This is a genomic window from Streptomyces sp. NPDC002138, assembly GCF_040296485.1.
Taxonomy (GTDB): Bacteria; Actinomycetota; Actinomycetes; order Streptomycetales; family Streptomycetaceae; genus Streptomyces.
Map to the genome: position 1 here is coordinate 1 of NZ_JBEOXE010000008.1, position 17746 is coordinate 17746.

Genomic DNA, 17746 nt, shown 5'->3' on the forward strand with positions numbered 1-17746 from the left:
GGCCAACGGGGTGCAGAAGGTCACCGACATCGTGGATGCGTCGGCCCTCTGGTCGGGAGCGCCGCTCCCCGGGCGCCCCACGTCCACGCCGGGCGGCGCGGCGGTGGGCACGGTGGTGGCAGCGTCCGGGGCCGGGGTGGGCCGGATGCCCGGGTCCGGGGGGCGGAGATCGGTGCCGCGCCGCTCCGCCGACGCGCCGCCCGGCAACCGCAGGTGCCCGGCGAGCAACTGCGGCAGCCCGGCGGGCGGGGGGCGCCGCAGGAGCGCGGGGGCGGTGTCCGCGACGATCAGCACGGCCCACGCGGCGCAGACCGGGGCGGTGGGGCGCAGCCGGGACGCCGTGATCAGGGCCGCCAGTGGTGATCCGGCGACCAAGGTGGCCGCGAGGACGCGGGCTGCCTGCGGGGGTGGTGCACCGGGGGTGGTCGCCGCCGCGGGGGGAGCGGTCCAGGCCGCGTCCGGGGCGAGCCGCGCGGCCAGCCGCTGCCAGCCCGAGCTGCCCAGGGCCCGGTCCAGGGCGGCGACCCCGCACTGCTCGGCGGCGCGCGGCAGCGCGGCGGGGATCTGCCGGGGGTGGCGGTCCAGGGCGGCCAGGATCGCGGCGCCGGGCGAGGCCAGCGGGGAGGGGTCCCCGGACCGCAGGACGCCGGTCTGGAGCCAGGCCCACAGCCGGTCGGTCCGGCCGGAGGCGAGACCGGCCACGACGTCGGCGAGCAGCTCCCCGTCGTGCCGGTAGTGCACCAGGGTTCCGGGCCGCCCCGCCCGGACCGTCGCTTCGATCCCGGCGGCGACCGCCTCGGCCCAGCTCCGCCCGAGGGCGGGGTCGGAACGCCCGAGGTCGAGGGCGACGACCAGGTCGAGCCGGGGCAGACACCACCGCCCGGGGGGCAACTCCAGCCCCCGCAGCGCCGCTTCGAGCGCTCCCCCGAGAGCCTCCCGCAAGGCACCCCGCACCCGCCCGTACCCGGCCGACGACCGATCCCCGTCCGCCCTCAGCGTGACCGACAGCCGATCAACGGCGAGCCCCGGCGAGGACGCGGCCCCGGGTTCGTCCGAGTGCGCCGAACCCCTGAAAGCGGCGGCGGCCACGACGGCGCCGCCCTCCGTGGGCGGGCCTGAGACCACGGGGTGCGCGCTGGAGACCACCGGCACGGGAGCCCGGGCGGGCGCGGCGACCACCCCGGCGGCGGGGGCGGGGTCCGAGGAGACGCCAGGGGCACCAGCACCGGAGGCAGCCCCTCCAGGGCCTGCGGGCACGGCAGAGGCGCCGGACGCACAGCGAGCGAGGGGAGCATCGGATGCCGCGGCGCCGGGAGCGGCGAGGGCGGCAGGAACCGTCGGAGCCGCCGCCGGAGGGGCCGGGCCGGCGGGAACCGCCGGAACCACGGCAGCGGCAGGAGCCGCGGGAGCGGCCATCGCCTCGCGGGCCATGGGAGCGGATGGCCCACGGGGGACGGTGGGGGCGGCACCCGCCGCGAAGGCCCCCAGGGGGCCGGAGGCAGCCCGAGAACCGGGGGCGGCGGCCCAGCCCGGGGCCGCGAGCGGCCCGGGGACAACAAGCCTGCCGGACACGGCAGACGCACCCAAGACGGCAGGCGCGCCGGACAGGCCGGGCACTCCAAGCCCGCCGGACGCGACGGCGGGCGCGCCGGACACACCCGACACGGCAGGGTCACCGCGACCAGCAGGCACGGCTGAGGCACCGAACCCAACCGCGCCCGATGCCCCACGGCCCGGCACGCCGAAGGCGGTCATCCGACCCTCACCGCCCCGGTGATGGCGGTTTCGCCGATGCGGGAGCCGGTGGCGGGGACGCCTACGATGCCGTCGTCGCCGAGTCGGACGCTGCCGAGGACGGCGGGGCCCCAGGCCGCTCCGGGGCCGACGACCGAGGTCAGCCCCAGGTGGAGCCGTCGGCCGATCCGCATGCCCGCGCCCAGGAGGCAGATGTCCACCAGCGTGTGGGCCGGTTTGTGGGCCTCGACGACGGCCCGGACCACCTCCAGCTGTTCGCTGCCGAGGTCGGCGGGGATCAGCACACTGAACCGGTGCGCGGTGGCCGTGTACCCGTCCTCACCGGGACGGGTACCGCCGATCGTGAAGCGGCCGAGCGCTCCCGACGTGCTCGCCGCTCCACCGACGGCGGGCGCGGGAGGACCGCCGGGTCCGGCGCCGAGCACGGCACCGCCGAGCCCCCGCAGCCTCCAGCTCTCCACCACGCTGATCGGCAGCGGGAGATAGAGCCGCAGGATGCGTTCGAGGCAGGCCACGCTGCCCCGGATCCGGAACAGGTCGTAGGCCTGGGCGAGCAGCGCGCGCCGGGCGGGGACGGGCCAGCGCCGGTCGAGGACGAGGCCCAGCAGGCCCGCCAGCCAGCCGAGGGCCTCCTGGGGAGTGGAGTCCGGGTCGAGCAGCAGGGTGCGCTCGGCGGCCCGGCCGTCCAGCTCGTGCAGCAGCCCTTCGGCGGGGGCGAGGAAACGCTGGAGGAACGCCGCGTCGCCCTCGTCCCGGGTCCAGGCCCGCGGGAGGTGGCCCGGCAGCCGGTGGCCGGGCCGCTCCACCCGGAGCCCCCGCACGCGCGGGGTGAGCCGGAGGGTGCCCGTCAGCCGGAGCACGATCCACAGGTACCGGCCGGGTGGGGCCAGGACGGGCGCCTCGTACGTGTCGTACCCGTCGTCGGGGGCGATCTGAGCCCAGGGCCATTCGCGGCCGGTCGGGCGGCGGAAAAGCGGCGCGGGGTCGGGGAGCCGGGCGGCGAGCAGGTCCCGCGAGGGCAGCGGCGGCGTCAGCTCGGGGTGGCGCACGATCCGCGCGCCCCGGACCGGTGGTGCCGGGGGAAGCGGATCGGGGACGGTGTCCTCGTCGCTGGTGAGGCAGCTGATCCGCAGGTCGGTGCCGGGCGGGACGCAGGCATCCAGGAACATCCGCCCCCAGCGGGTGCGGTATTCACCGGCGTCCAGCCGGTAGCAGACCACCCTGCCGGTGGGCGCGTAGCGGGCCGCGGGCCCGGCGGTACGGCCGATTCCGGTGGCGGTGGTGAAGGCGATCCGGCCGTCGGGTGCCACGGTCAGGGCGCCGCCGTCGAAACCGGGGGCGCGCAGGGGTTCGGTCTCGGCCCAGGAGGTTCCGTCGGGGCGGAAGAGCCGGAACGGGCGGCCCGGTCCGCGGCCCACCACCAGCGTGCCGTCCGCGGTGAAGTCGAGGTCGACGGCGTCGGATACGGCGAGCGGACGGGTACCGTCCGCCCGGGCGATCACGGCGCGGCCCCCGGCCGGTCCGGTCCACAGGACATGGAGCTGCCCGGCGTGGTCGGCGATCCGGGTCGGGCGCAGGCCCTCGGCTCCGGCCGGGCGGTGCAGCGCGGGGCCGGGCCGGGGGTCGCGACGGCCCCGGAGGACCACGAGCCCGGCGGGCCGGGTCAGCAGCGCGACCACGGCGCCGCAGTGGGCGGTGAGGTCGAGCGGCCGCCGGTGCGGATGGGCCGCGGCGCGGACCGGGACCCGGCGCAGCGGCCGCTCGGCCCACAGGTCGACGACCTGGACGGCGCCCGCGCCGGATTCGGCGACATACAGCCGCTGCGCGGTGTCGACGGCGAGTCCTCGCGGGACGCACAGGACGCCGGGCGGAGGGTGCGGGCCGCCGGGCGACGAGGCCGCGGTGCCGGTGCCGCCGGCGGGGAGGAGCTCGACCCGGCCCGTCCTCGGGTACGAGCGGTAGGCGCGGCCCCACCGGTCGAAGGCGAGCCCTGCGGGCCCGTGCCCGGCGGGGCCGGGTCCCCGTTCCGGTTCGGGCTCCCAGGCCAGGCAGACCCCGCCCTCGTCCAGCAGGGCGGTGGCCTCGTGGGCGCAGCGCGCCCACTGGTCCGGGTCGGCGAGCACGCTGAGCGTCCGGTCCGCGTACATCAGCACACCTCCGGGGGCAGGGGGACGACGACGGGGTCTCCGGGCGGTGGGGGCGGAGTGCCGTATCCGCCTCCCGCGGGCAGGGGGCTGCCGGTGACCACGGTGATCTCGGCGAGCCGGGGGACCTCCCACGGCCGCAGCGGTACGAGCGGCATCGGCGTCCACACGGCGCTGTCCGCCCCCGTCCCGCTCCTGGTACCGGTCCCGGTACGGCGGGCCAGGAGCAGTTCGTCCTCGATGTACTCGAGCCCCTCCACCTGGGCGGCCACGGCCTCCAGTTCCGCCCGCCGCACCGCCCGGCCCAGCGGCCAGCCGCCGCCCTCCGGCCCGTACGGCGGGAGCGGGGCGAGGTACTGGCGCAGGATCAGCTCCACCCAGCGGCGCACCGCATCGCCCTGGTAGCCCTCCCGGGTGCGGATCCCGACGGAGACGGCGATGTCGACGTAGGTGGGCGGGATGACATACAGCTCGGTGGTGATCAGGCGGCGCGGATCGAGGTAGGCCGCCACCTGGCGCAGCAGCGCGAGGTCGGGCAGCGGCGCGCCCGGATCCCGTTGGTCCTCGGCCGGGAAGACGAGCACGCTGAGGACACCGGCGGCGGGCTGGCCGGGCGTGTCGGGGTGCAGCAGCGGCAGCGGTTCGGCGCGCCGGACCCCGGGGACCTCGAGTGCCAGCGCCCGGAAGTCCTCGGCGGTGACGGCCCGGTCGCGGCGGTGCACCTCGGCGGGCAGGGCGTCCAGGGCGTCGGCGAGGGAGGCCGGATCGGCGCCCCCGCTCGCCGGCAGCGGGTTGGTGACCTTCACCCCGGCCACCGCGGTGAGGGAGCCGACCGCTCCGGCCGCCACATTCCCCGCGGAACCACCGCCGTAACGGTAGGAGAGCACGCGGATCCGCTCGCCGATGCGGGGCAGCCTGCCGCGGGTGCCGAAGCGGACGATGCCCGCTTCGGCGTCCAGGGTGTAGTGGCGGTCGAAGGGGCTGCTGGTGGCGAAGGACTCGGCTTCGGTCCAGGGCCGCCATCCGTCGGCCTCCTCGACCTCGAGGCGCACGCTGCCCGCGACCACGGGGCGCTGGGTGAGGCGGAAGGCCTGGCCCGCGTCGGCCGTTCCGGTACCGAGGAGTTCGGGTGTGGCGGTACGGGCCTGCACGGCTCCCACCGCGTTGATCCCTACCCAGCGGATGCGGTGGATCGCGTCGTTCTCCCCGGCCGGACGGCGGACCCGGAGCCAGCCCACGACACGGGCGGCGGTCTTCTCGTCGTCGAGCGGCGGCGGGCTGTTCGCTCCTCCGGTGCCCGCGGCGCCCGGGGCGTGCGGGGGGAACGTCCCGGGCAGGACGAGGGAGACCACGCCCCGGGCGGTCAGGCCGCGGGTGGTGTCCGCCAGGACGTCGAGGGGGGTGAAGGCGGCCGGGCTCGCGGGGCCGTTCCACAGTTCGCAGAGGAATCCGGGTGGGGCCGAGAGCAGGTCGGCCGGGCGCAGCCGGGTCGGCTCGCCGGGGGCGGCGGCCACCAGGTCGTAGGGCCGCGGCAGTTCCTCGTCGGGCAGGAAGCCCAGGAAGATGCTCCGGCCGCGCAGCAGGCGGGGGTCGGCGGTGCGCTTGGCGAGCAGCGCGATCCACAGGCATCGGTCGACGGTGGCGGCGACATCGAGCGGTGGCGGCCCGTCGCCCAGCGGATCGGCGGGCACCGCGGTGGTGACGTAGAAGGCGACGGGCGCTCCGGCACAGACCCGGTCCCGCTCGGCGGACGGCAGGGCCTCCACCGCATTCTGCCGCCGCCGCTTCTCGCCGACGGCGCGGGCCGGGTCGTCGGCGGGCGGGGCCGGGGCGGCGGTCTTCCCGACCGCGAGGACCTCCAGCGGCCAGGCCACCACCTCGCCGTCGGTCTCGAAGGGGACCGCGCCCGCGCGGGCCTCGGTGCCCCGCAACACCTGGACGCCCTCGGGCCGTTCGGTGTCGAGGACCAGCAGGGTACGGGCGATCAGGGCGGGCCGGGGCCGGACGCCGAGCAGCCGCAGGAACGCGACCTTGGTGGCGTCGGGGATCTGGTTGAAGCGGAAGAGCAGGGACTCGCCGAGGTGCGCGAAGAGTTCGAGCAGGGCGATACCGGGGTCGCCCGCGTTGTGGTCGGTCCACTCGGGGGCGTAGACCGGGATCCGCTTGACCAGCTCGTCCCGGAGCTGCTCGAAGGTGCGGTCGTCGAGGATGGGACCGATCAGTGGCATGGCGCGGTCACCTCGCCCTCTACCGCAGGTAGAAGGGGTAGACGAGATTGTCCGGGCGCAGGTCCAGCAGGCGTATGTAGGCGATGTCGATCCACACCATCGTCGGTTCCTCCCCCGGGGTCACGGCGACCTCGGTGACCCTGATCCGCGGCTCCCAGCGGGTGAGCGCCTCGCCGATCTCCGCGCCGATCGCGGTGCGGGTGGCGGGGGTGTTCGGTGCCATCAGGTGGCGGCGCAGCCCGCATCCGAAGGTGGGCCGCATGACGCGCTCGCCGGGCTCGGTGTCGAGGATCGTCTCGATCGACTGCCGGATCACGGCCGTCCCGCTCAGCCAGGCGGGGGCTCCGGGACGGCCGTCGGCCGCCGGCCCGCTGCCCCCCGCGCCCGCCGGGAGCGGGCGCAAGGGGAACCGGACCCCGGTCCCGGTCCAGGTGTCGTCCGCGGGTGGGGCTCCCGGTCCGTAGCCGCCGGGGGCGTGGGTGAGGGCGTCTGCTGCTGCCATGTGCTCCATGCTCCGCACGGAGCGTCACCACAACGTTTCCGGTGTGGCGCGCGGACCGTGGAAACGGGGCTCATCGCGGGCGATTGCCCAGGATCCGCGCGATCTGCCCCAGCAGGAGCGCCTTGACCTCGTGGTACCAGCTCACCGCCCGGTTGACGGCCTCGGGCGGATACCACTTGCCGGCCCCCCTGAACTGGGGCCAGGGCACCTCCTGGCGGGCGCTGTTGGGCTGCTTCGCCTGCATGCGCAGGTTCGCCCGCTGGTGCACCAGCTCCACCCGCTCCTCGTGCCGCAGCCGGGCGACGTCCGGAAGGTCGGCGAACTCCTTCCGCGCGACCACGTGGTCCAGGCTCCAGGAACCGCGCGGGATGGGGTTCTCGCCGTACTCGTCCTTGCCGTTGGCCCGGCGGTAGATCCAGTCCCGGTCCCTGTCGCGCACCGTGGTTGTCTTCAAAGTGTCGTAGACCGTCTCGGACTTCTGCCCCGAACGCTCCGCCCATTTCCGTGCCGTCTCCGCGTTGGCGATGTTCACCTGCTTCTCATTGGCCTCCCGGGCCGCCAGTTCCTTGATGTGCGCGAGGACCATCCCCCGGGTGACCTCGGCGGGGTCCAGGCCGGGATACTCCTCCCGCAGGATCGCGCGTTCCACGGGGGTACTGCCCTGCCCCACCTTCATGGCCCCCACGGCAAGCATGCGCTGCTTCAGGGCCAGCAGATGGGCGTACGCCTCCTGATCGCCGGGGACGGCCACCTCCGCGACCGGCTTGGCGGTGGTGTCGGCCTCGATGAGCGGGGTGTCGCGGGTCGTGGGGTTCATCGAGGCCGTGATCTGCCATGCGCCGCCGCGCAGTTCGGCTTCCAGTGCGGTGAACCCGTGGGTCTTCTTGAGACCGGCCAGCGCGGCCCGCAGCTCGCGCGCGTCGTACGGGTCGCGGTGGGACCGCTCGGCGAGAGCGCCCAGTGCCTTCAGGCCGGTGAGCCAGCGTGCCTGGACGGCGGGCGCGGGCACCACGGCTTCGGTCGCACCACCCCCTTTCGCCGCGCCCTGCGTCGCCGCACCCGGTTTCACCGCACCCGGCGCCCGGCCCGGCAGCCGACCCGAGCCCGGCTTTGCGCCGACGGGCGGTATCCCAGCCGCCCCGCCGGCGCGCGCCGCGGGTGGCGGCGCCGCCCCCGGCTCGGTCCACACACCCCGCTTCGGCTCGTCTTTGGACGCCTTCGCGGGCAGCCGGTCGTCGACGAGGTCCGACAGGAACCGGTCGGGATCGAAGCTCACCTCGCCGAAGGTCACGTCGGGGACCTTCCCCGATCCCACGACGTGTTCCACATCCGCCCCGATCCCGAACTGCCCGGGCAGCGGGTACTCCCGCTGGAACACCGGCCAGTTCCAGCGGTGGTCCGGCACCGGGGACCACCACGGGCTGTCCAGCTCGACGAAGAGTTCACCGCCGAGGCCCAGGAACGGCTGCGCGGCGATCTCCAGATGACCGGCGAGGAAGAACTCGCCGTGCTTGCCCGCCCGGGGATCCGCGACCTCGCGATAGCCGATCCGGGGCGTGGCCTCCACATAGCCGCGGACGCCCGCGAGTGCGCTCAGCGCGAGGCCCGCCTTGATGTCATGGCCGACGAGCGTGGCTCCGGCGCCGCCCTCGGCCGTGAGCCGGAGCCCCGCGAAGGCGGAGACGTTGAGGGTGGCGGTCAGCCCGAAATCGCGCAGCACCTCGGGCTTGGTCGACCAGGTGCCGGTCAGTTCGATGTGGTCGAGGGTGGCCGGGCCGAGGACGGCGAGGGCCTCGAGGCCGATGTTGGCGAAGAGGAAGACATTGCCGACGAGGGGCACTCCGTAGGCCGCGCGGACCTCGAACCGGGCGAGCCGCTTCTGGACGTGCCGTTCCTCGAAGAGGGGTTTGTCCATCCGCGGGCTGATCTTGCCGACCACGGTGACGTCGCCGTGGTGGTCGACGATCACGAGGGCCTCGCCGGACAGCCAGTCGGCGAGCCGGACATGGAGGGTGCCCCAGCCCGCGATCACCCGGGGACCCGGCAGGGCGGCCGGGGCGGGTACGGCCTCCGCCGCGGGAGCGGGCGCGAGCGCGCCCGGGGCGGCCCCGGCGTCCAGCGGCCCCGCCGCCGCCTTCGCCCGGTCCGGCAGCCTGCTGTCCGTCAGCTGCCGCGCCGTTTTCGCGTCGGTGGCGACCAGGGTGATCTCGCCGTCGAACTTCTCGTTCGCATACCGCACGGTCCCCCGCACGTCGACGACGCCCGCCCCGAACGCCGCCGTCACCTGGCCGGTGAACCCGCGCAGCAGTACGTCGGCGTGCGCGCTCCCGCTCAGGGCACCGTCCGGACCGCGCCGCAGCGGAACCTCCACCGCGCCCAGCCCGGCCACGGCCCCGCGCGCGACCGCGTCGAAGGTGACCACCTCGTTCGCGAGGCCGAAGGCGCCGGTGGCGCTGAGGAAACCGCCGAGGGTGAAGGACATCCCGGCGGCGCCCACCACCAGGGTCGTGCCGCGCAGTTCGTTCTCGACGCCGGGCAGCCGCAGGCCGCCCAGGCCCACCCAGCCGAGCGCCCGGGGGTGTTGCTCCATGAGGTCGAGCAGCGCGCGGCCGCCGGTGAGCAGCCGGCCCTCGACCACGGCGGAGGCGTGCCCCTCCAGGACCCCGTCGTGGACGCGGAGCGCGAGGACGGGCTCGATGCCCTCGGCGCGCAGCGGGTGGAACAGGGGGTGGAGGAGCGGGACGGCCTGGAAGGCGTCACCCGGGCCGGTGGTCAGGCCGTTCGACGCCGTCCGGCGCAGGTGCAGGGTGCCCGCGGCGACCTGGCCGAGGCGGACCCGGACGGGGCCTCCCTCCGCTCCCCGGGCGTCGAGGTGGGCGGCGATCGCGGGGGTCGCGGTGAGTTCCGCGCCGCCCTGGAGGGCCAGTTCATCCGCGAGCGGCCCACCGGATACGGCGCCCGCGGACGCCGGGGCCGCGCCGGGCACCGGAACCGGCCGCGCGGGAACGGGCACGGGCACGGGCACCGGCTCCCGGCCGGGCCCGGTCCCGGGCACCGGCACCGGAGCGGCCCGCGCGCTCATGCCCCGCTCCCGCACAGCGGGTCCGGTGGGGAGGTCTCCGGCTCGGGCCGGGGTACGGGTCCGGGCGGTGGCGGGAGCAGGGCGTCGAGGAGGTCGTCCCCGTCCTCGTCGGCGAATCCGCTGCCCGGGTCCTGGAGCCGGGCGGCGGCGCCCGGTGTGCCCAGGAGGACGTCCAGCTCGGCCCGTTCCTCCGCCCCCATGGCCGACAGCGTTCCGCCGCCCGCGAAGTAGGCCTTGAGGGCGGCGATCGCCTCCACGGACGGGGGCAGGCAGAAGCGCAGGGCGAGCAGCCACCACAGCTGGAAGAGGAACACCACGATCGGCAGGAACATACTGAAGAGGAAGAACGCCACGATCATGAAGATCTCGAGGGCGAAGGTGCAGGTACGGGCCGTGGTACCGCCCACGGAACCGCCGCTCGGGGTGCCGCCGCCGGGGTCGAAGGCCAGCTGCGAGCCGGGCGGGCTGGTGACGGCCACTCCCCCGGAACCGGGCGGGGCTCCCGCGCGGGCGGCGACGGCCCGCAGATCCGGCAGGGTCAGGGAGACCTTCCGGTTCTTGGTGCCCTCCGGATCGTAGAAGGCGGCCAGCCGGAAGCCCTCGGTCGGCTCGCTCCATGAGGTGACCACCGGGCACCGCTCGTGCCCGGGGCGCGCGGGACGGCGTACGAAGCAGGCCAGTTCATAGACGGACTGCGCGTCGAGCTTGGGGGCGCCGAGGTCGTCGTGGTCACCGGAGGAGACGGGCACCAGGCCGAACCAGAGGGAGCGCGCGGGGGGCGGCGGCCGGTCCGGGCAGTCCCCGGAACGGGGCGGCAGCCGCCACATCGGGAACTCCTGCTCCCGGTCGGCCGGGCGGCCCGGGGGCGCGGCCGCGCCGAGAGGACGCCACTGTCCTCCGGCCGGGCCGGCCATCCAGGCCTCGGTGTGGGCCTCCAGGCCCACCTGGTCGAGCAGTTCGCGGTTGTCCCCCTCGAACCGGGTCCGCGTGAGGTCCGCCCGCAGGACGTCCCGCGCCTCCGACATCGGCACGCCCGCGGCCGCGCGCTCCGCGCCGAGCAGCTCCTGCGTGAGGCGGCCCGCGAGTCGGCGCAGTACCTGCGGTGGCGCGGTCAGCTCCATCCGGCGGCGGCGCAGCACGAAGCCGACGTCCAGCCCTTCCGAGGACTGCGGCCGGGGCAGCCCGGGCCGGTCGCAGAACAGCTCGATCACGACGGCGTAGAACCGGTCGTGGCTGGGCTGGTAGAGCTTGCGGAGCCCCGTGCGCACCAGTTGGTGCGTGGCGAACCGGGCCCGCCCGGGCCCCCGGTCGCCGAGTGCGACGGGCACGGGGTACGACCAGACGTCCTCGGCCGGGTCGAAGCGCAGAGAAGCCCTCGGGTCGACGAGGAGCCTCGGGACGAAGCCGGCGGAATCGTACTTCTGGAGGGCCGGGGCCAGGGCCCTGGGGTCGAAGCGGTCGAAGCCGCCGCGCTCGCACACATACCAGGGGGCGAGGACCCGGAAGCCGTGCTCGGCGGGGCTCACCAGATGTTCCCGGCGCCGGGCGTGTAGGCGGGCGAGATGATCCCCTGGTCGACGATGAGGGTGCCGACCTGGACGGTGCCGCTGAAGACGGAGTGTGCGGCGGTGACGTGGACGACGGGCGCGGTGATCTCGAGGGTGGAGCCGGCCTCGATCTCCACGGTGCCGTCCGTCAGCCGGATGACGCACCCGCCGCCGTGCCGGATGGTGATCTGCCGGGCGGCGTCGTCGAGGGTGACCTCGTGGCCGGAGGCCATGGTGATCCGGACCTTGGCCGCGCCGGGGGTGTCGTCGAACTGGAGCCTGCTGTCCTGCCGCGAGCGCAGCTGGCGCAGGTGGTTGGCCCGCTCCGGCTCGTGCGGCAGGGCCGCCCGGCCGTTCCAGGCGGCCCCGAGGACGTAGGGGCGGCGCGGGTTGCCGCCCTCGAAGGCGACGACGACCTGGCTGTCGACCTCGGGGAGCACCAGCAGGCCCTGTTCGTCGTCGGCGTACGGCGAGCACAGGGTGGCCCACGCCCGGACATCGCGCTCGCCCTCAGTGCCCATCCAGGGGAAGCGCACCTCGACGCGGCCGAGCCGCTTCTCGTCGACGATGTCGGTGACGAAGGCGGGGTAGACGCCGAAATATCCGGGGACGGAGCCGTCCGCCGGCGCGGGCAGGGTCATCACACCACCTCGTTCAGGGAGGAGCGTTCGGCGTCGAAGCGGGTGCGGAAGCCGTGCACCGGATCGAAGGCGTGCCGGATCCGGGTGACGTGGTACCCCTCCCCCTCGAAGGGCGCGCCGACGGAGCGCAGGGTGAGCCGGCCGCCGACGACCAGGTCCGGGCTGCCGTGGGTGGTCCCCGCGACGGTGACGAACCGACGGCCGCGGCGCAGCATTTCGGCGCGGGCCCAGGCTGCTGCCTCCTCGCTGGTGAGGGCGCTCTCGCGGACGCGCAGGCTGGTGGAGGGGCCGAGGGTCTGGGCCAGGAGCCGGGCGCCGGTGCGGCCGGCGGCCGTCTCGGCCTCCACCGTCTCGGGTCCGGCCCGCTCGTCGATGCCCTCGGCGCGATCTGCGTCGTAACCGGTGACGACGATCTCACCGCGCTGGTGGGCGAGGTCGGCGACGAGCCGGACGGAGAGCAGCTCGCTGCCGTAGACCAGGGTCTGGGCGCCGGTGCCGCGGCTGCCCCGGGGGCGGAAGTGCAGCGTACGGCCGCTGGCCCACAGCTCGGCCTGGATCAGCCGGGCCCGCTCGCGCAGGAACGCCAGGTCGCTCTGGTTGAGCTGCTGGACCAGGTCGTAGCGGGGGCCGGGGGCATCGGCATCGGCGCCGAGCCCGTGTTCGGCGGCGACGGCCTCGGCGAGTCCGGCGTCGGTGACCTCGCGGTACGTGCGCAGGCGGCGGGTCATCCGCAGGCGCATGAGCGCGTCTTCGGCGTGCACGAGGACCTGGGGTGGTTCGCCGTCGCCGAGGACGAGCTCGATGGCGGAGACCACTCCGTCGAAGACGTGGCGCATGCGGGCGGTGGGGCCGAGGGCGACCTTGAGGGCGCTGCCGAGGCCGATGGTGCTCCCGTCGAGGTGCAACAGCCGGTCCTGCGGCCCCTTGGCTCCGGCGCCGACGGCCAGGAAGTGCGCCCGCAGGGTGCGCAGGCCTTCGGTCCCCTCCGCCACGTCGAGGTGTACGCAGTCCCGCGCGAGGTCCTTGACGAGCGCTCCGCCGACTTCGAAGACGGGCGAGACGGCCGCCACCACCGGCTCAGTCATCGAAGGCCTCGGCGGCCGTCCGGGCCGCGAGCCAGGCGGCGCGCTCGCAGGCCTCGCGGTGGCGGTCGGCGGCCGCGTGCGGGTCCGCGGCGCCGGGGGCAGGGGTGGCCGGACCCTGCCCGGCGGCGGGCACGACGTCGGTGTGCAGTTCTCCGATGTACACGCTCATGGTGGGCCTCCTCGCGGTGTCCACCTCAGGGTGCGGGGGCCCGCGTCACGGCGGCGTTGCTCACAGTCGGCGGCGGTGCGGCCGGGCGGGTCGGGCGGGAGCCGTTCCCAGGGGGCGGCGCCGGGGTCGGGCGCGGGGACCTCCTGACGCCGGGCCCGATCGGCGAGGCCACGGCCGCCACCCGCCTCCACCTCGGCGAGGGTGCCGGGGTCGGCGCGCGCCCGCAGCGGCACGCCCCGGCCGTAGCCGAGCGAGCGCCGGTCGAGGGCGGCCCGGCCGGACGCGGGGCCGGACGGAGCGCCGCCCGGCCCCCCGGGGAACGCCACCGACGCGGCGGCGGGCGGTACTTCGAAGGCAGCCCGGGCCCGGGCGGTGGCACGGTCCACCGCGGCCCCGGTGACCACGGCCGCCGACGCGGCGATACCGCCCCCGGCCGAGAGCGCGAATCCCGCGGCGAGCGGATCCGCCGCTCCGCCGTACCCGGCGACGACGCGGCCCCCGCCGTCCGGACCGCCGCCCGCTCCCGGACCGCCGCCGGGGCCGGTGCTCACGCCCGCGCCCAGGCCCACGCCCAGGCCCGCCCCCAGGCCCAGCGCCCCGGCGAGCCCCTCGACGGAGGTGGCCGCGGCTCCGCCCGCGAAGCCCGCCGTCCAGGGCCCCGCCCCGGCGGCCGGTGCCGACACCTCGGCGCCCAGCTGTACGGCGGCCCCCGCCGCCAGGGTCAGCGGGCTGTCCAGCCCGCTCATCGCGCCGCGCCACCCGGCCGGGTCCAGGCCGAGCCGGGACAGCAGCTGCTGCGCCGATTCCCCCTCCCGCGCCCGCTCCACCCGGTCGGGCCGGGCGGTGCCCGAGGTGCCGGGGGCGGCGCCGCCGCGCGGGGCGCCGGGTTCGGTGGCGGTGCGCGCGTCGCGCGTACCCGGTCCCTCGGCGTGGGCCTCGTAGGCGAAGTTCTGCTCGACGAGGGTGACGCCGACCTTGGCGCGCAGCGGGGTGCCGTCCGGGGCGAAGTGGTCGAGCTCCTCGTTGACCTGGGTGACGATGCCGTTGTAGCGGAGGGTTCCCCAGACGAAGCGGACGACGGGCGGCGGGTCCGCGGGCTGTTCCGGGGGCGGTTCGGCGTACTGGCGCACCAGCGCGGTCCAGCGGCGCACGTCGACGTACTGACCGCCGGAGCGCTGCTCGGAGGTGTCGAACTCCAGGTCGAAGGTGAGGGTGGAGCCCTCCATCGCGGGGTGCTGGCGCTGCTGGGCCCGGGTGGTCGCGCCGCCCCGGTCGACGGTGTTGTTGCGGCTGATGCGCAGGGTGGTGGGGTTGAACTGGACGGCGACGGCGGGGCCGGCGGTCACGACCGCGGGCGGCTGGTCCTTGCCTCCGGAGCCGCCGCGCGCCAAGCGCTGGAGGGTGGCCTGGGCGAGGCCGCTCACGTGGTGCGCTCCAGGCGCAGGCCCTCGTGGGCGATGTGGAGTTCTTCCATGGCGATCTCTCCCGTCTTCGCGTTCAGCGAGGGGCCGATGATCTTCAGCGGCAGTCCCCGCGAGAAGGTCCAGCGGGCCACCACCCGTTGCCCGGTGGGGTCGAGCACCTCGACGTCCCCGTCGTAGCGGACGGGCGGCGGTCCACCGCCGACCATGCCCTGGAGCCAGTCCCACAGACTGGTGTCGGCGCTGCCGCCCGGTGTGGCCAGGAGCATGCCGCGTTTGAGGACGAGCGGCTGGAGCCGGACCCGGCCGACCCGGCGCACCACCTCGTCGTTCGCCCCGCCCTGCGGGTATTCGCGGAGGTCGGCCTCCAGGCCGAGCCCGGCGCATTCCTGGAACCCGCCGTCGCCGAGCCGTTCGGGGGCCGGGGCGCCGGGTCCCGGCTCGCCGCCCCGCGGGGCGACGGCGGCCGCCGGGGCGCCGTGGGTGACGTGCGCGAGGACGGGCGGGGGCAGGTCGGTGGGGCCCGGGGCGGCGCTGCGGGTGAGCCGGACGCGGAACCGGAAGGTCTGGACGAGTTCGGGCACGGCTCACCCCACCGTCACGGCGCCGTCGCCGTCCTGGGCGATCCGCAGGACGAGGTACTCCAGGGGCTGCGCGGGAGCGACCCCGATCTCGGCGACCAGCCTCCCGAGCCCTTGGGACCAGGCCGGGTTGAGGCGTTCGTCGCAGTGCACGAAGAAGGACTCCTCCTCGCGCTCGCCCGCGAACGCCCCGGCGCGGTGCAGTCCGCGCAGCAGCTGGACGACGCTTCCGCGCAGCGCGGCGCGCAGTTCGCCCGAGTGGGGTTCGAAGGCCAGGGGCTGGGCCTGCCGGTCGAGGACGAGCCGCAGCATGGTCATCAGGCGGCGCACGCCGAGCTGGCCGTAGTCGGGATCGCTGGAGAGCGTACGGGCGGAGGCGAGCCGGAAGCCGTCCCGCTCGGCCTGGAAGACGTCGATGCCGAGCAGGTGCAGCTCGTCGTGGTCGGCCCCGTCGAGCCGCTGCGCGGCGGTGACGGCCTGGACGGCCAGCTCGTTGGCGGGGCCCCAGGGCAGGCCGAGGCGCCGCTCGCGCTCGGCGATGATGCCGGCGGCGAAGCCGCAGGGCGGGACGAGGACGGCGCCGCGCCGGGGGTCGTCGGGGGGCATCACGCCGAGCCACGGGTGGTGGGCAGCGGCGTAGGAGCTGTCGAACGCGGCGCGCCAGCGGGCGACGGCGCGGACGGAGAGCCGGGGCGGTACGTCGAGCAGGGCGACGAAACGCCGCTGCCGCTCGGCGAGGGCGACGAGCCGCTGCTGGCGGCGCAGGATCTCGGGGAGGTGCGCGGCGCTGTCCAGGAGGAACGCGCGGGCGGCCGCGGGACGGGAGGTCAGCGCCACCGGCGGGGGCGGACAGGGGGCGAAGACCGGGCCGGGCGGCGTCGGGGCGGGGAGTTCGGTGCTCTCGCGCGCCTCGCTGTGTTCCCACAGCAGGTCGGGTACGGCGAGCAGCGCGACCTCGGTGACCAGCGCCATCCGGTCCATGCCGACGGCCGGGGCCGTGCCCGGGCCGGTGCCGGCGGCTCCGGAACCCTCGGCGGCGGAGTCCTCGGCGCTCTCGCTGCCGCCCACGGGCAGCAGGTCGACGGGGCCGGGGCCCTGGAAACTGCCGGGACCGATTCCCGTGTAGCGGTCGAAGCCGGGGCGGACGGGCCGGGACAGGGCGGAGCCGAGCCTGCCGTCGGGGGGCAGCAGGACCTCGGGCCAGGTCCCGTCCGGGGTGACGAGGAGGGATTCGGCGGCCAGTACGGCGCCCGCGGAGCGGGGGTGGCCGGGCCCGAGCCCGAGCCCGGCGAACCGCTCCTGGCGGGGGCGCTCCGGGTCGCCGTCGGTGACGGTGACCGTCACAGCGACGGGTTCGGCGTCCACGGCCAGGGTGACGGTCCGGCCACCGGGGCCGGTGGCGGCCGGCCGGTCCAGGACGGCGACCGGACGCGGCGGTCCCCATGCGGCCGGACCGTCCACCGGACCGGCACCCACACCCGAACCCGAACCCGAACCCACACCCGACCCCGCACCCGCACCCGCCCCGGAGCCGGCCTCCGTGAACCCGGTGATGTGGAAGAAGCCTCCGGCGGGGGGCAGTCCGGCGCCCCGCAGCCGCAGGACCGTGCCGGACGGCGGTATCCGGGCCTCGGGCAGGGTCAGCTCCCGGCCGGTCACGGTGGCCGCGAAGGGCCCGGCGCCGGTGAACTCCCACCGGACGGACAGCGCCCCTCCCCAGCCGCCTTCGTCGCGGGCCCGCAGGTCCACCTCGGCGGCTTCCGCCGGGCCCCCGGCCGCCCCCGGGCCGGAGCCGAGCCGGGTCCGGTGCACGGCGTGGGCCTCCAGGGCGGCGGGGTGCGGGGCCCGCGGGAGGGGGGCCACGCGCAGCACGTGGGCGCGGACTCCGCCCTGGGCGAAGAACGCCCGTACCGCGTAGGGCAGCAGGCCCGGGCCCTCGAAGCCGCCGAACCGGTCCAGGTAGTCCGTCCAGCGGTCAAGGGCGACGGGGGTGTCGACGGGCCCGCGCGGGGCCACCCCGACGAACCCGGCGATGTCCAGGCGCACCGGGCCGAAGGCGGGGGGCGGCCGACGGGCCTCCCGGTAGACGCCGGGCGCGCCGAGCCGCGGTCCGGCGGGGGTCACGAGGACGTCGACAGGAAGTCGATGGATTCGGCGACGAGGTGCAGTTCCTCCATGGCGACCTCGCCCCCGCCCTTGCCCTGGAGGGTGGGGCCGACCCACTTCTTGGGCTGGGCGAAGTTCAGCCGCCAGGAACAGACCGAGGTGTGTCCCTCGTCGTTGAGCGTGACGATGACCGTGAGGGGGCGGTAGAGGCCGCTGCGGGTGTCGGAGATCCACTGGAACAGGCGCAGGTCTCCGATGATCCCGCGCTTGAGGGTGATGTCGTCCGTGGTGTTGGTGTTGGCGATCTTCCGGACATGGTTGAACTGGTCGTTCCCGTTGCGGTATTCGGAGAACTTCACCTCGTTGCCCGCTCCGCTGAAATCGGAGAAGCCGCCGCCGATGTCCCCCTCGATGCCCGCGCTCGTATTGCCGAGCTGGACGAGGAAGTTGAAGGCTCCGTAGGGGTTGGTGCGCGTGGCCATGGG

At 76.0% G+C, this 17746-nt stretch carries 12 protein-coding genes and 1 pseudogene; all 13 read right to left on the reverse strand.

All coding sequences use genetic code 11. The annotated features are described in order from the left end of the window. Positions 1–942 (reverse strand): annotated as a pseudogene (locus tag ABT084_RS07085) (hypothetical protein); the annotation flags it as partial. Positions 943–1751: 809 nt separating this feature from the next. Then, positions 1752–3902: a phage tail protein gene (locus tag ABT084_RS07090; RefSeq protein WP_351038922.1), complete on the reverse strand. Its 2151-nt coding sequence runs from the start codon at positions 3900–3902 to the stop codon at positions 1752–1754. Next, a complete protein-coding gene (locus tag ABT084_RS07095; protein ID WP_351038923.1) occupies positions 3902–6127 on the reverse strand; it encodes a putative baseplate assembly protein in 2226 nt (741 codons plus the stop codon). Before ABT084_RS07095 ends, ABT084_RS07090 begins: the two co-directional genes overlap by 1 nt. 19 nt (positions 6128–6146) lie before the next feature. After that, complete coding sequence (locus ABT084_RS07100) at positions 6147–6629, reverse strand: GPW/gp25 family protein (RefSeq protein ID WP_351038925.1); 483 nt, start codon at positions 6627–6629, stop codon at positions 6147–6149. A gap of 70 nt (positions 6630–6699) precedes the next feature. Beyond that, the gene (locus ABT084_RS07105) at positions 6700–9711 is read right to left on the reverse strand and encodes a hypothetical protein (protein WP_351038927.1); all 3012 of its coding nucleotides are present in this window, start codon (positions 9709–9711) and stop codon (positions 6700–6702) included. Continuing rightward, positions 9708–11237, reverse strand: coding sequence for a hypothetical protein (locus ABT084_RS07110; RefSeq protein WP_351038929.1), 1530 nt, complete (start codon positions 11235–11237; stop codon positions 9708–9710). The genes ABT084_RS07105 and ABT084_RS07110 overlap by 4 nt, the downstream gene beginning before the upstream one ends. Then, the gene (locus ABT084_RS07115; RefSeq protein WP_351038931.1) at positions 11234–11899 is read right to left on the reverse strand and encodes a phage baseplate assembly protein V; all 666 of its coding nucleotides are present in this window, start codon (positions 11897–11899) and stop codon (positions 11234–11236) included. Before ABT084_RS07115 ends, ABT084_RS07110 begins: the two co-directional genes overlap by 4 nt. Next, entirely contained in the window at positions 11899–12984 is a 1086-nt protein-coding gene (locus ABT084_RS07120) for a phage late control D family protein (protein WP_351038932.1), read from the reverse strand. The genes ABT084_RS07115 and ABT084_RS07120 overlap by 1 nt, the downstream gene beginning before the upstream one ends. Continuing rightward, entirely contained in the window at positions 12977–13153 is a 177-nt protein-coding gene (locus tag ABT084_RS07125) for a hypothetical protein (RefSeq protein ID WP_351038934.1), read from the reverse strand. Before ABT084_RS07125 ends, ABT084_RS07120 begins: the two co-directional genes overlap by 8 nt. Further along, positions 13150–14577, reverse strand: a complete 1428-nt coding sequence (locus ABT084_RS07130; protein ID WP_351038936.1) for a CIS tube protein — start codon at positions 14575–14577, stop codon at positions 13150–13152. The genes ABT084_RS07125 and ABT084_RS07130 overlap by 4 nt, the downstream gene beginning before the upstream one ends. Beyond that, on the reverse strand, positions 14574–15158 hold the full coding sequence (locus tag ABT084_RS07135) for a phage tail protein (RefSeq protein WP_351038938.1): 585 nt from the start codon (positions 15156–15158) through the stop codon (positions 14574–14576). The genes ABT084_RS07130 and ABT084_RS07135 overlap by 4 nt, the downstream gene beginning before the upstream one ends. Positions 15159–15161: 3 nt before the next feature. Continuing rightward, positions 15162–17279: a phage tail sheath C-terminal domain-containing protein gene (locus tag ABT084_RS07140; RefSeq protein ID WP_351038940.1), complete on the reverse strand. Its 2118-nt coding sequence runs from the start codon at positions 17277–17279 to the stop codon at positions 15162–15164. Beyond that, entirely contained in the window at positions 17276–17743 is a 468-nt protein-coding gene (locus ABT084_RS07145; protein WP_351038942.1) for a phage tail protein, read from the reverse strand. The genes ABT084_RS07140 and ABT084_RS07145 overlap by 4 nt, the downstream gene beginning before the upstream one ends. Positions 17744–17746 lie beyond the last annotated feature (3 nt).

Excerpts from the sequence above, each read along its gene's own strand:
- ABT084_RS07120 (WP_351038932.1), bottom strand. The coding sequence starts at position 12,984 with ATGACTGAGCCGGTGGTGGCGGCCGTCTCGCCCGTCTTCGAAGTCGGC.
- ABT084_RS07145 (WP_351038942.1), bottom strand. The coding sequence starts at position 17,743 with ATGGCCACGCGCACCAACCCCTACGGAGCCTTCAACTTCCTCGTCCAG.
- ABT084_RS07090 (WP_351038922.1), bottom strand. The coding sequence starts at position 3,902 with ATGTACGCGGACCGGACGCTCAGCGTGCTCGCCGACCCGGACCAGTGG.
- ABT084_RS07125 (WP_351038934.1), bottom strand. The coding sequence starts at position 13,153 with ATGAGCGTGTACATCGGAGAACTGCACACCGACGTCGTGCCCGCCGCC.
- ABT084_RS07105 (WP_351038927.1), bottom strand. The coding sequence starts at position 9,711 with ATGAGCGCGCGGGCCGCTCCGGTGCCGGTGCCCGGGACCGGGCCCGGC.
- ABT084_RS07100 (WP_351038925.1), bottom strand. The coding sequence starts at position 6,629 with ATGGCAGCAGCAGACGCCCTCACCCACGCCCCCGGCGGCTACGGACCG.
- ABT084_RS07115 (WP_351038931.1), bottom strand. The coding sequence starts at position 11,899 with ATGACCCTGCCCGCGCCGGCGGACGGCTCCGTCCCCGGATATTTCGGC.
- ABT084_RS07095 (WP_351038923.1), bottom strand. The coding sequence starts at position 6,127 with ATGCCACTGATCGGTCCCATCCTCGACGACCGCACCTTCGAGCAGCTC.